Here is a 12,484-nt window from a genome sequence, read left to right as displayed (position 1 = left end):
CTGGGTAATAGGGCCGTGATACTTGTCTTGTTGGACAGGCTTTGCCTTTTTTGATTAAGATCAGTATAGGAACTTGTTCCTATATCGTTTGAGTGTGTTAGAATAAGAATACATGGTGATATCATCCTGCGTTTTCTTCCCTCATAATAGAGTTATCAAGTGATAGAGGTATGAAGGGTATATATTGACGTTGATTATGGGACTTTTTGAGGGGGAATCCATCATGATAGAAACAATGATTCAAATAGAGGAAAGTATCAATAGGTTAAAGGCAGAGCTTGTGGAAATATGGGGGCAAAAAGGATTTCTGCATAATGATACAATTGAAAAAAGCCAAAAACTAGATCAATTTATCGTAGAATATCAGAAGCTGAAGCTGCTATCATAGTGGAAAATGTAAAGGGGAACATATTTATGAAGGTAAAAGAAAAGGATAGACTTTCAGGGGAATGGCTCAAACTAGTAAAGGAAGCCATGGAATCAAACAAATCAAAAGAAGAGTTTCGGGCATTTTTAGAAGAAAAGAAAACTAGTACTAGACAGAATGGTTGTGAAGCGCAATAAACTAGGGCGCTGCTTGACGAAGGCTAGTATTCTTGTTATGTTAATGGGTAGAAAAATATGCATACTAACAGTAGGTGCCCCTTGGGGAGAATAGGGAATGGAGTGAGAATCTTCAGCGGTCCCGCCACTGTAAGGGGGAGTTTCATTGGAGGTGCCACTGGAGTGATCTGGGAAGGTTTGATGAAATGATGATCCTGAGCCAGGAGACCTGCCTATCTGTTTTTGACGTTATAGATGATGGAAAAGTCTGTAGTTTATTTGATATTCAAATAGACTGCAGGCTTTTTTGTTTTTTATGACGTAAAAGCCATGGAGGGGAAGAGAAGATGAACTTATTACAACAGACATTAGAAAAGATTGCAGGCTTGGATCAGGAAATAACAGCAATGGCCAGGGAAAGGGTCGATAATCTAATTAAGCCTGCGAAAAGCTTAGGAAAGCTAGAACATCTTGCTGTACAGCTGGCGGGCATTACAAGGAATCTGAAGCCAGATTTTAATCAAAAGGCTGTCATTGTTATGGCAGGTGACCATGGGGTATATGTGGAAGGTGTGACAAATAATCCTCAGGAGGTAACGGCTGCACAAACGCTGAATTTTGCAAAGGGATTAACCGGTGTTTGTGTCATTGGCCAAGTCTCAGGAGCTAAGGTTGTACCGGTGGATATCGGAATTAACGTAGAGATGCCTGCAGATGCTGGGATTATCCTTCGAAAAGTGAAAAACGGAACAGACAATATGGCGATAGGACCTGCTATGACAAGAGAAGAAGCCATAAAAGCCATCGAGGTTGGGATCGACATTGCTAATGAACAAATCGAGAAAGGTGTCAATTTGCTGGGCACGGGTGAAATGGGAATCGGTAACACGACACCAAGTACAGCGATTCTGTCTGTTTTACTCCATTGTGATCCGTTAGGAATAACGGGGAGAGGTGCTGGTTTAGGTAAAGGTGGGATTGAACATAAAGCGGAAGTAATTAGGAGAGCCATTCATTTAAACCAGCCAAATCCTGACGATGTGATCGATATACTGGCGAAGGTTGGGGGACTGGAAATAGGCGGGATGGCCGGCGTCATGCTTGGGGCAGCAGCTAACCGAATTCCTGTTGTCATTGACGGATTTATCTCTACCATCGCAGCCATTATTGCTGTTGGTCTTGAACCAAAGGCGAAGGACTATATGATTGCTTCCCACGCTTCACAAGAGCCTGGTGCTAAAAGGGCCAGCGAATTTTTGGGCATCGAGCCAATGCTACTGATGGATATGTGCTTAGGTGAAGGCTCAGGTGCTGCATTAGCCTTTCCAATCATTGATGCTGCCTGTTCAATGTTGAAGAATATGCCTACCTTTGCAGAAGCAGGGATGGAAATATAGAAAATCATGTGCCAGGAATGTTCTGATAGAGGATTGCCTGGCTTTTTATTTCTTATCGAAAGTACTTTTGTGAAATAACTAACATTTTGTGAAAATAAACAAAAAAATTATTTTATATTTTCTTTTTAAAACAAAGATATTATCTATAAATTGAATTATGATAGCGTTATCAAAAGGAAATACAAAGAAGTTAAGGGAGGCTTTTTCAATGATTATTGGAGTACCTATGGAAATTAAAAATAATGAAAATCGTGTTGCATTAACACCTGCTGGGGTTGTTTCATATATACAGGCTGGGCATAAGGTATTAGTCGAAACGAATGCTGGAGCTGGCAGTCTTTTCACCGATGAGGATTATGTAAATGCTGGGGCACAAATCGTTGAACATGCGGAAGATGTTTGGGCACAATCTGAGATGATTATGAAAGTAAAGGAGCCGCTTGAAAGCGAATACAAATATTTCCGTCAAGGTTTAATTCTATTCACGTACCTGCACCTTGCAGCTGAACCAGAATTAACAAAGGCTCTTAAAGACTCTGGTGTAACAGCCATTGCCTATGAAACAGTAGAAGTAAACCGTACCCTTCCATTGCTTTCACCAATGAGTGAGGTAGCAGGAAGAATGGCTGCACAAATTGGAGCTCAATTCCTGCAAAAAACAAACGGCGGGAAAGGAATTCTGCTTGCAGGTGTACCAGGCGTTGCCCGCGGAAAAGTAACCATTGTTGGCGGAGGGGTTGTTGGAGCAAACGCAGCAAAAATGGCTATTGGACTTGGAGCGGATGTAACGATTCTTGATTTAAGTGCGGATCGTCTTCGTCAATTAGATGATATCTTTGGAAACTCAATTAAAACCTTAATGTCTAATCCATTCAATATTGCTGAAGCAGTGGCAGAAGCTGATTTACTAATTGGGGCTGTGTTAATTCCGGGGGCAAAAGCACCTAAGCTAGTATCTGAGGAAATGGTTAAGTCAATGAAGCCAGGATCCGTTATTGTTGACGTTGCGATTGACCAGGGCGGTATTGTTGCAACAAATGATCATGTAACAACACATGATGATCCAACCTTTGTAAAACATGGCGTTGTTCACTATGCTGTTGCCAATATGCCAGGTGCTGTTCCAAGAACTTCAACCATTGCACTAACAAATGTAACCGTGCCATACGGATTGCAAATTGCAAATAAGGGTGTATTAAAAGCAATTAATGAAAACCCAGGCTTAAAGCTTGGTGTGAATGTTGTAAACGGCGAAATTACCTATCTATCAGTTGCCAATGACCTTGGATATGAATATGTTCCAGTGGATAAGGCATTTGAAAAAGAATTGGTGCCAGTTGCAGTGAAAGCATAATCCTACTAAAGAGAAAAAAATGCCAACATCTTATAATAGGATGTTGGCATTTTGTATACCTAAATAAATTAATCCTCAACCTCGACAATGATTTCAAGCTCTACTGCTGCATTTCTTGGGAGCTGTGCCAATCCTACTGCTGTACGCGCGTGTACACCCTTTTCACCGAAGACTTCCACAAATAAATCAGAGGCACCGTTGATTACCTTTGGATGATCTGTAAAATCGAGAGCTGAATGCACCATCCCCAACACCTTTACAATCCGTTTCACACGAGTTAATTCTCCCAGCTCACTCTTTAGTATACGAATGACATTAATCGCTGCCTGACGGGCTGCTTGATAGCCATCTTCTATCGTTAAGTCTTGTCCCAGTGTTCCTAAGTATTGATCTGAAATTTGACCGGATGTAAAAATCAAATTGCCAGTACGGACACAGCCAATATAATTTCCTAATGGCTGTCTTGCCGGTTCAAGAATGATTCCTAACTCCTCAAGCCTATTCTCTGGTGTCTTAATTGTATTTGTCATATCCATATCCCTCTCTTTTTATTAATGATAAAGTTTTTTACCTTTTTTAAATATTTCGACATAAAGCTGGTAAATTCCTTTTTTGAAAAAACAAATAATTATTTTGGAAGCAAGAGAACCGTCCCCTTGCTTCCTAGTTTGATATATTTATAAAGTGTGTAGTATGGAGTATGTTATTGTAGTATAATATGGATATGTAGTTAACTTTTCCCTTTTTGTTTTGAAAACGTTATCAATAGGTGTACATAAGTTAGACATTATTAAAGTTAACTATGTGAAAGTGGTTTGTCGTTCGAGTAAGAGGGTAAAGGCTATTTGAAATGCATGTAACTTACACTTGAATGGAGGATGTTTACTATGGGTCAAAAAATGAAGTTTAAGGTAACTGGTATTGGGGATGGAATGCGTTCTGATTCCGTGGCAGGAAAGCATAAGATTGCACTTGATGAACCTGTTTCAATGGGTGGAAAGGATTCTGCTATCGATCCGCTGTCAACTTTATTGGCGGCACTGCTTGGCTGCGAAAATGTTATGGCTCAATTAATAGCAAAGGAAATGGATTTTGATCTACAGGGTATTTCCTTTAAAGTAGAAGGAGATCTTGATCCTAGCGGTTTGATGGGAAATCTAGATATTAAGCCTTATTTTGAACAAGTCATCGTAAAGGCCTTCATTGACACAAGTGAATCACAGGAGAGAATTAATGAGCTGCAGGCAGCTGTAGACCTTCGTTGCCCCGTATTTAGAACATTAAAGGACGCAGGGATTCCTATTGAAAATCGTTGGGAAAAAACAACAGTCCTTGTATAGTAAGTAGTTCCGATAACGATGAGAATATCAACATCACAGCACAGCTAACATAAGATTTCGGAGCATGAATAACAATATAACTAAAACACAAAAAAGCTTGGGGTTTTTCCCAAGCTTTTGTTTTTACTATGTTTTTCTTGTTTAAATAAAGGGGAAGTTATACAAGTTTATTAGACGCTAAAACGTGTTTGATAGATAAGCGAAGAAACTTCCTTTAATAAGGAAATAACACTGAAAATAGCTTAAATAGACGGAAGGATTCCGACTATTTACTCGAAAAACATAAAAATGGGTCATTTTGCTTTGCTTTATCGGAAAAGCTCCGCTTATATACCCCGAATCGAGCACTATTATACAGTTTAAACGAAAAATCTCCGCTTATTATAACCTTCTATATATAGCAATTCGTTTGATAACATTATTAAATACAGCCAATGGACGGTGCCTTTCTATAATCTATTTAGGGGCACTGTCTTTTTTTATGAATAGAAAAGAGTACAAATGTTAAATCTATAAATTTTTTTTTGCTTTTGATAAAAAAATATAGATGTCTGATAATAATGATAGTATAATATTAATATAATATTAGCGTTGCAAATAGCTTTTATAGGTAACATAGTTTGAAAGCGCTACCATTATTACATACTTCATAAGTCATCCATTTTAGAGGGGGAAACATGATGCAAGCAGGACATTCGCCAAATCAACTGCAGAGAGGCTTAGAAGAACGGCATATCACCCTTATGGCGTTAGGATCGGCAATCGGGGTTGGATTATTTTTAGGCTCTGCATCAACCATACAGCTAGCTGGACCGGGAATTCTATTAGCTTATGTTTTTTGTGGAATGATTATCTTTTTTATCATGAGAGCATTAGGGGAGATGGGGATTCAAAACCCTATTTCTGGATCATTCAGTCAATATGCCCGTGATTATTTAGGGAATTTGGCTGGTTTTATTACAGGCTGGAATTATTGGTTCCTTTGGACAGTCACTTGTATGGCTGAGCTTACAGCTGTTGCCATTTATATGGGCTTTTGGTATCCGGACGTTCCGCGCTGGATATGGGCTCTTTCTGCATTGGTCATCATGATGATGGTCAATTTTTTATCCGTTAAAGCGTTTGGAGAGCTTGAATTTTGGTTTGCGCTCATCAAAATTGTCGCAATTGTCTTTATGATTGTTGTTGGCTTTGCTATGATATTTTTCGGATTTGGAAATGGCGGAGTGGCAACTGGTATCAGTAATTTATGGAATCATGGCGGGCTTTTACCTAATGGCATTACAGGCGTATTTATGTCATTGCAAATGGTTATGTTTGCCTTTTTAGGTGTAGAAATGATTGGTCTGACGGCAGGGGAAGCAAAGAACCCTGAAAAAACACTTGCAAAGGCTATTGATACTGTATTCTGGCGGATCCTTATATTCTATGTTGGAGCATTATTTGTTATTATGTCCATCTATCCTTGGACAGAAATAGGTGTTAATGGAAGTCCTTTTGTGTTAACATTCGATAAAATTGGTATTCCGGCAGCAGCTGGAATCATTAACTTTGTTGTATTAACAGCTGCTCTTTCTTCCTGTAACGGAGGTATTTTCAGTACGGGACGGATGCTGTTTAACCTAGCGGAAAATGGAGAAGCTCCAAAAGCATTTGCTAAAATTAATAAAAATGGTGTTCCAAGTTTAGCGATCGTGGCAACGGCAGCAGCTTTAGTTATCGGAGTCCTTTTGAACTATTTAGTGCCGGCAAAGGTTTTTGTTTGGGTTACTTCGATTTCAACCTTTGGTGCCATTTGGACATGGGCAATGATTTTATTATCACAATTGAAATATCGTAAAGGTTTAACGTCGGAGGAGCAAAAGCAGTTAAAATATAAAATGCCGCTTTATCCTTTCAGCTCCTATTTTTCGTTAGCGTTTTTAGCGCTGGTCATCGGCATCATGGCGTATTTTCCAGATACTAGAGTAGCGCTTTATGTTGGTCCGCTATGGATTGTCATCCTTGTGGCAGCGTATTATATGGGAGGCTTCAACAAAAAAGGAAAATCATCTTCAGAAGAAGTGGATGAAAAAGCAGTATAACAAAAAAAGAGGAAGTCCCGAATTCGGGATTTCCTCTTTTTTTTAGTTTTCTTCTATATCTTTTCGGTTCTTCTTAAATAGCTTTGATAGAACTTCATATACGATTGGAACGATGATTAAGGTTAACAAGGTTGAACTTGTTAGACCACCGATAACGGTAATTCCAAGACCTTTCGAGATAAGGCCGCCACCGCCGGTACCAATGGCCAGTGGAATCAAGGCTCCAATGGTTGCAATGGCTGTCATCAGGATAGGGCGCAGACGTGTGGATCCTGCTTCTAGGATGGCTTCGCGCATGCCCATTCCATCGTGTTCCATATGAATGATTCGATCCACAAGCACGATGGCGTTCGTTACGACAATACCAATCAACATTAATAGACCCATCATAACAGACACAGAAATGGTTTCACCGGCGATTAATAAGCCGACAAATGAACCAATAACGGCAAATGGCAGGGAGAATAAGATTGCAAATGGAGCAAGACCCTCTCCAAATGTTACAACAAGAATAAAGTAAACGATCGCAATCGCTGCCAGCATCGCTATACCAAGCTGTGTGAAGGTTTCAGTCATATCTGCCTGAACACCAGCTACTCCCAGTGTGACACCTTTCGGTAAGTCTAGTTTATCAATCGCATCATCAACTGCTGAGGTTGCTTTTGAAAGGTCATCGCCAATGACTGTTCCTGAAACAGATGCGTAGTACTCACCTTTGCTTCGCGCAAGTGTGTTAAGTGTTGTTCCTTCTTCAACGGTCACAAGCTCTGAAAGCGGCATAGTTGTACCAAGTGCTGTTGGCACCTGTTTCGCTAAAATGTCATCAACCGATTTTGGCTCTTCTGTTTGTTCTTGCTGAACAATCACTTTTAAGCTGTTGCCGTCTTTTTCAATTGTAGTTAATACATCCTCTGTTTTCATTGGGTTTAACATCATGAGGATTTGACCTGTCGTTAACCCGTATTGCAATAATTCATCCTGCTCCACTTTGAAGGTATACTCAACGTACGGATTTTCAGCGCTTGAAGTGACATCCTCTAAGCGGTCATTCTTTTTCATCACACCTTCAACCTTATCTACAGCCTCATATAATTTATCAAGATCCTCGCTGTAGAAGGTATAGCTGACTTCGTTGGTACCCATGGATGACATAGAAGTAAAGTTTTGGCTTTTCCATTCTCCGGATTGACCAATATTAAAGACATAATCTTCGATTTCCTCACGTACTTCTGGGAAGTTATCCATTTCTGGATCGAAGATGAGGTACATTAATGCGCCGTCACCGCCGCCGCCCATCATCGCAGCCATTGGATCGCCGCTTTCCGTTACTGAAACCTGAACAATATCAATATCATCACGTTTTAACAGTTTTTGTTCCACATCTTGAACGTTTGCTAATGTATCCTCCATTAGCTCACCGGTTCCAGGTGTGTATGTTAAATACATTACCTTTTCTTCTTCGCTTCCCATAAAGCTGAAGCCGATTAATGGTGTTAACGCCAAGCTGCCGCCTAATAAAACAATGGCAATAATAGAAGTAATAATCTTATGGTTAAGTGCCTTATTAAGGACTCCTTTGTACCAGTTCGCTAATTTACCTGACTCTTTATGACTGCTTTCGGTTTTCTCACTGTAAAGCTTTTTCTTAAATAAGAAATGTGAGAGTGCCGGTACAATCGTAATCGCAACAAGTAACGAAGCGCCAAGTGCGAAGGTCATCGTTAATGCGAACGGTGCGAATAATTCTCCCACCATACCGCCGACAAAAATCAGTGGAGCGAAAACCGCAACCGTTACTAATGTCGAGGATAAAATAGGTTTGAACATTTCAATTGTCGCTTCACGAATGAGCGCTCGACCGGTTAATTTTTCCTCGCGTAAGTGCATGCGGCGATAAATGTTTTCTACAACGACGATGGAGTCATCGATAACACGGCCGATAGCGACTGTTATGGCACCAAGTGTCATAATGTTCAACGTGATATCCAGCCAGTGTAAGAGCAGGAGTGCCATGAAAATCGAAACTGGGATGGAAACAATCGATATAATCGTTGATTTAAAATCACGCAGGAATAATAAAATAATTAATACGGCAATTAATCCGCCGAATACTGCTTTTTCAACCATTGTTGAAACAGAATCTTCAATTGGTTTTCCTTGGTCAAGTGAAACATCGATAACAAGACCATCGACTTTCTTTTCTTCGTCTTTAATTAAATCCTTCACAGCGTTTACAACATGGACTGTATTTGCCTGTTGTTCTTTAACAATTTGAATCGTAATAGAGTTTTCTCCGTTTGTACGTGAAACAGATTGTTCTTTACCGATTAGTTCAACCTTCGCGATGTCACTAAGCTTTACAAATGGGGAAGGCTGAGTAGCTGATGGGGTTACAGGGATCAGCATTTCCTTTAAATCATCAATCGAGTTGAACTTGCCATCGATTGATACGGCTTGTTCACCTTCTTCAAACTCATACAGGCCTAATGACACGGCAAGATCGCTTGCTTGTATCATTTCCTTTACTTTATCTTCCATTAAACCAAGCTCAGCCATTTTGGCTTTATCATACGTAAGCTGAATTTCTTCAATGTGCTGTCCTGCAATTGTTACAGAAGCTGCACCATCAATTTTCTCGATTTTTGGAATTAAAATGTCTTCAACTGTAGAGGTTAATTCAACAATATCCTCTGTTTTACTGCTGACACTAAGTGCAACAACCGGCATCATATTCATGCTGATGGCGGTAACCGTTGGCTCTTGTGCACCTTCAGGCAGGTTGACATTATCTAAGGCAGCTTCTAGAGCGCGCTTTGCCTCATCCATGTCCACTCCATATTCGTATTCCACCTGAAGATTGGCCATATTGGAATAGGAGTTAGAGAAGACATTTTTCACATCTTCAAGCCCCTCGACTGCTTGTTCAAGAGGGATGGAAACATCCTGCATGACCTTTTCAGGAGTTGCTCCTGGATATACATCCATAACCATTAAGTATGGGATCGAAATATCAGGGATGGTTTCCATTTTCATTTTGGTAGCTGAATAGACACCGGAAACGGTAATGATAATGGTCAGCAGCCATACTGCAAGTTTATTTCTTATAACAAAATTGACTAGCCCTTTCACTTTTACACCTACCCTTAATTGACTTACTAAGCTCAAGTATTTATACTAATGACTAGTCGGTCATTTGTCAATGATTACAGGAGATGAAATACATGCTAAAGAAACAATTAATCATGGAAAAGGCATTAGAGCTTTTTGCGAGGCAGGGCTTTGAGGCAACTTCCATTAAGCAGATAACGGATTATTGCGGGATTTCAAAAGGTGCTTTTTACTTATCGTTCAAGTCGAAGGATGAATTGATTTTAACATTGATTGACCATTTTATGATTCAAATCACTTCAGACATTGACTATATAGTCAAAAATACTAAAGATGATGAAAAGCTATTATATGAATTCTATTACACGACATTCCATACTTTTTATCAGCGTTCTGATTTTGCTAAGATTCTAATCAAAGAGCAGCTACAGACGTTAAATCAAGAGCTAATTGAAAAAATTCATTCGTACGACCTTCTTTTAGAAAAAGTAATTCTATCTATGATTGACCGATTATATGGGGAAGAAATCAAACGGACGAAATATGATTTAATGTACTGTATCAAAAGCTTTATGAGCATTTATTCCAATTTATTTTTATTCTATAATGTTCCATTAGACTTGAATCAGATGAGCCAATCACTTGTAGAAAAAACAACCATCTTGGCTAAGCATACAACCATTCCGTTTTTATCTGAAGAGCTTGTCCAAATCACAAAGCAGCAGTTCCAAGAAAAAATATCAAAGGAACAGCTCGTAGAAATGATGGAGCAAAAAATCGCCGAAATGGATGAATCCATTGAAAAAGAATCATTAGTCCTGTTAAAGCAGGATATACTTGAACCGAGCCTAAGTCCTGCTATTGTAAAAGGATTGCTTGAAAATATTCGCAATCATCCACACTGCAAATGGATCGCCTATCTATTGCGAAATAATTAGAATGGTGTCAGGCACTGCAAAAAGACAAATTGGGGAATTTGTCTTTTTGCAGTGCCTGACACCAAAGTGATATAATAGGAATAGAGAATGGTAGGTTGCTTGATTGACACCAGGATGTTTTCGTTGTTTGTTATTTGAAAGCGCTTCAATTTTGGAGGGGTGAGTGAAATGACAGATCAAGCAGTTGTAAGGCAGGGAACGATTATTTGTCAGGTGTGTGAAAAGGAAATAGACGCAGTCGAAAATACAAACGGTGTCAAGACATGGTATGGCATCTGCAAAGACTGTTCCGATCAAAAGGAAAAGCAATAACCATTCTGATACAATACAGTATTAGTGATATTGAACAAATACGATAGAGGCCTATTCAGGTCTCTTTTTTTAGGAAGCAAGGGGACGGTTCTTTTGCTTCCATTTTGTATTATAGTTTTAAGAATCATAAAAAAATCATAGAAAATAGATACTGATATTTATGAACTTGTCTGATTACTTTGAGGCATATTAATAAAGAAAGGAATGCCGACTTCTAGATAAATTTATAAAAAGAACATACAGCTGGAGGGATGACCATTGGAGATAGGAGTTACTACATTTGTAGAGACGACGCCGGATGTTAATACGGGAAAGGTGAAAAGTCACGCGGAGAGAATTCGGGAGGTTGTTGAGGAAATTGTCTTAGCCGACCAAGTCGGATTAGATGTCTTTGGTGTCGGTGAACATCACCGTGAGGATTATGCAGCATCATCACCAGCCGTTGTACTTGCGGCGGCTGCATCGCAAACGAAAAAAATTCGCTTAACCAGCGCGGTTACAGTGCTTTCTTCTGCAGATCCTGTGCGTGTATTTCAGGATTTTGCTACGCTTGATGCTATTTCAAATGGAAGGGCAGAAATCATGGCAGGAAGGGGTTCATTTATTGAATCGTTTCCGTTGTTTGGATATGATTTGGATGATTATGATGAATTGTTCGATGAGAAGCTGGAATTATTATTGAAAATTCAGGAATCTGAGAAAGTGACGTGGAGCGGAAAGCATCGGCCTTCTATTCAAAATCGAGGTGTTTACCCACGTCCTGTTCAGAATCCATTGCCCGTATGGATTGGGAGCGGAGGTACGGCAAAATCAGTTGCACGCGCAGGACACCTTGGGCTGCCGTTGGTTTTAGCAATCATCGGAGGCAGACCACTGCAGTTTGAAACACTTGTTAGGCTGTATAAAAAATCAGCAGCCAGAGCGGGCCATGATGTTTCGAAGCTGCCAATAGCGTCACACTCACATGGTTTTATTGCAGAGGATTCGGAAACAGCGGCAAATCAGTTTTTTCCCTCTACCCAGCAGGCTATGAATAAACTAGGACGTGAGCGAGGTTGGGGTCCATACGACCGAGCTACCTTTGATTTCGCTCGCAGCATAGAGGGCGCGTTGTATGTAGGAGATCCTAAAACCGTTGCAGAAAAAATCATCTACCTCAACCAAAACGTTGGCATTACACGCTTTATGCTGCATGTACCGGTAGGCTCAATGCCACACGATGAGGTCTTGAAGGCCATTGAACTGTTAGGCAAAGAAGTAGCACCTATTGTTCGAGCAGCCGTTTCAAAATAAGTGCAGGGGGACGGTTCTCTTGCTTCCGATTTTTTGGAAGCAAGAGAACCGTCCCCCTGCTTTATGTTATGATTTATTAAGTGTTTATAAATTTCCATAAATGGTAATTTTCTGG

At 39.9% G+C, this 12,484-nt stretch carries 11 protein-coding genes and 1 riboswitch; of the genes, 9 read left to right on the top strand and 2 right to left on the bottom strand.

Going from position 1 to position 12,484, the window contains the following annotated elements; all coding sequences use genetic code 11:
- Positions 1-223: 223 nt before the first annotated feature.
- The 4 genes from ACHUFV_RS17925 to ald all read left to right on the top strand — a co-directional run bounded on the left by ACHUFV_RS17925 (position 224) and on the right by ald (position 3,294).
- Complete coding sequence (locus ACHUFV_RS17925; RefSeq protein WP_394236524.1) at positions 224-388, top strand: Spo0E family sporulation regulatory protein-aspartic acid phosphatase; 165 nt, start codon at positions 224-226, stop codon at positions 386-388.
- 26 nt (positions 389-414) lie between these two features.
- Positions 415-564 carry an anti-repressor SinI family protein gene (locus ACHUFV_RS17920; protein ID WP_394236522.1) on the top strand — a complete coding sequence of 50 codons (150 nt, stop codon included), beginning with the start codon at positions 415-417 and terminating at the stop codon, positions 562-564.
- A gap of 55 nt (positions 565-619) precedes the next feature.
- Positions 620-794, top strand: a riboswitch (cobalamin riboswitch).
- Positions 795-890: 96 nt separating this feature from the next.
- Positions 891-1,940 (top strand): nicotinate-nucleotide--dimethylbenzimidazole phosphoribosyltransferase, encoded by a 1,050-nt coding sequence (gene cobT, locus ACHUFV_RS17915; RefSeq protein ID WP_394236520.1) that lies wholly within the window; start codon positions 891-893, stop codon positions 1,938-1,940.
- Between the two features lie 208 nt (positions 1,941-2,148).
- Positions 2,149-3,294, top strand: coding sequence for an alanine dehydrogenase (gene ald / locus ACHUFV_RS17910; protein ID WP_394236518.1), 1,146 nt, complete (start codon positions 2,149-2,151; stop codon positions 3,292-3,294).
- Positions 3,295-3,362: 68 nt separating this feature from the next.
- Here the strand turns inward: ald and ACHUFV_RS17905 are convergent, their stop codons facing one another.
- Entirely contained in the window at positions 3,363-3,824 is a 462-nt protein-coding gene (locus ACHUFV_RS17905; protein ID WP_394236516.1) for a RidA family protein, read from the bottom strand.
- A gap of 357 nt (positions 3,825-4,181) precedes the next feature.
- Here ACHUFV_RS17905 and ACHUFV_RS17900 point away from each other — a divergent pair, with 357 nt between their 5' ends.
- Both ACHUFV_RS17900 and ACHUFV_RS17895 read left to right on the top strand, forming a co-directional pair.
- Positions 4,182-4,634, top strand: a complete 453-nt coding sequence (locus ACHUFV_RS17900; RefSeq protein WP_394236514.1) for an OsmC family protein — start codon at positions 4,182-4,184, stop codon at positions 4,632-4,634.
- A 680-nt stretch (positions 4,635-5,314) separates the two neighbouring features.
- Positions 5,315-6,718: an amino acid permease gene (locus ACHUFV_RS17895; protein WP_394236512.1), complete on the top strand. Its 1,404-nt coding sequence runs from the start codon at positions 5,315-5,317 to the stop codon at positions 6,716-6,718.
- Positions 6,719-6,760: 42 nt separating this feature from the next.
- Here ACHUFV_RS17895 and ACHUFV_RS17890 read toward each other — a convergent pair whose 3' ends face one another.
- Complete coding sequence (locus ACHUFV_RS17890) at positions 6,761-9,847, bottom strand: efflux RND transporter permease subunit (protein ID WP_394236580.1); 3,087 nt, start codon at positions 9,845-9,847, stop codon at positions 6,761-6,763.
- A gap of 92 nt (positions 9,848-9,939) precedes the next feature.
- Here ACHUFV_RS17890 and ACHUFV_RS17885 point away from each other — a divergent pair, with 92 nt between their 5' ends.
- From ACHUFV_RS17885 to ACHUFV_RS17875, 3 genes are all read left to right on the top strand, one after another.
- Positions 9,940-10,764 (top strand): TetR/AcrR family transcriptional regulator, encoded by an 825-nt coding sequence (locus ACHUFV_RS17885; RefSeq protein WP_394236510.1) that lies wholly within the window; start codon positions 9,940-9,942, stop codon positions 10,762-10,764.
- 168 nt (positions 10,765-10,932) lie between these two features.
- On the top strand, positions 10,933-11,076 hold the full coding sequence (locus ACHUFV_RS17880) for a GapA-binding peptide SR1P (protein WP_394236508.1): 144 nt from the start codon (positions 10,933-10,935) through the stop codon (positions 11,074-11,076).
- Positions 11,077-11,334: 258 nt separating this feature from the next.
- Complete coding sequence (locus tag ACHUFV_RS17875; RefSeq protein WP_394236506.1) at positions 11,335-12,369, top strand: LLM class flavin-dependent oxidoreductase; 1,035 nt, start codon at positions 11,335-11,337, stop codon at positions 12,367-12,369.
- Positions 12,370-12,484 lie beyond the last annotated feature (115 nt).

Source organism: Niallia oryzisoli (assembly GCF_043641075.1).
Taxonomy (GTDB): Bacteria; Bacillota; Bacilli; order Bacillales; family Cytobacillaceae; genus Bacillus_BD; species Bacillus_BD oryzisoli_A.
This window is presented reverse-complemented; position numbering and strand designations above follow the sequence as displayed.

Excerpts from the sequence above, each read along its gene's own strand:
- ACHUFV_RS17925 (WP_394236524.1), top strand. The coding sequence starts at position 224 with ATGATAGAAACAATGATTCAAATAGAGGAAAGTATCAATAGGTTAAAG.
- ACHUFV_RS17920 (WP_394236522.1), top strand. The coding sequence starts at position 415 with ATGAAGGTAAAAGAAAAGGATAGACTTTCAGGGGAATGGCTCAAACTA.
- cobT (WP_394236520.1), top strand. The coding sequence starts at position 891 with ATGAACTTATTACAACAGACATTAGAAAAGATTGCAGGCTTGGATCAG.
- ald (WP_394236518.1), top strand. The coding sequence starts at position 2,149 with ATGATTATTGGAGTACCTATGGAAATTAAAAATAATGAAAATCGTGTT.
- ACHUFV_RS17905 (WP_394236516.1), bottom strand. The coding sequence starts at position 3,824 with ATGACAAATACAATTAAGACACCAGAGAATAGGCTTGAGGAGTTAGGA.
- ACHUFV_RS17900 (WP_394236514.1), top strand. The coding sequence starts at position 4,182 with ATGGGTCAAAAAATGAAGTTTAAGGTAACTGGTATTGGGGATGGAATG.
- ACHUFV_RS17895 (WP_394236512.1), top strand. The coding sequence starts at position 5,315 with ATGCAAGCAGGACATTCGCCAAATCAACTGCAGAGAGGCTTAGAAGAA.
- ACHUFV_RS17885 (WP_394236510.1), top strand. The coding sequence starts at position 9,940 with ATGCTAAAGAAACAATTAATCATGGAAAAGGCATTAGAGCTTTTTGCG.
- ACHUFV_RS17880 (WP_394236508.1), top strand. The coding sequence starts at position 10,933 with ATGACAGATCAAGCAGTTGTAAGGCAGGGAACGATTATTTGTCAGGTG.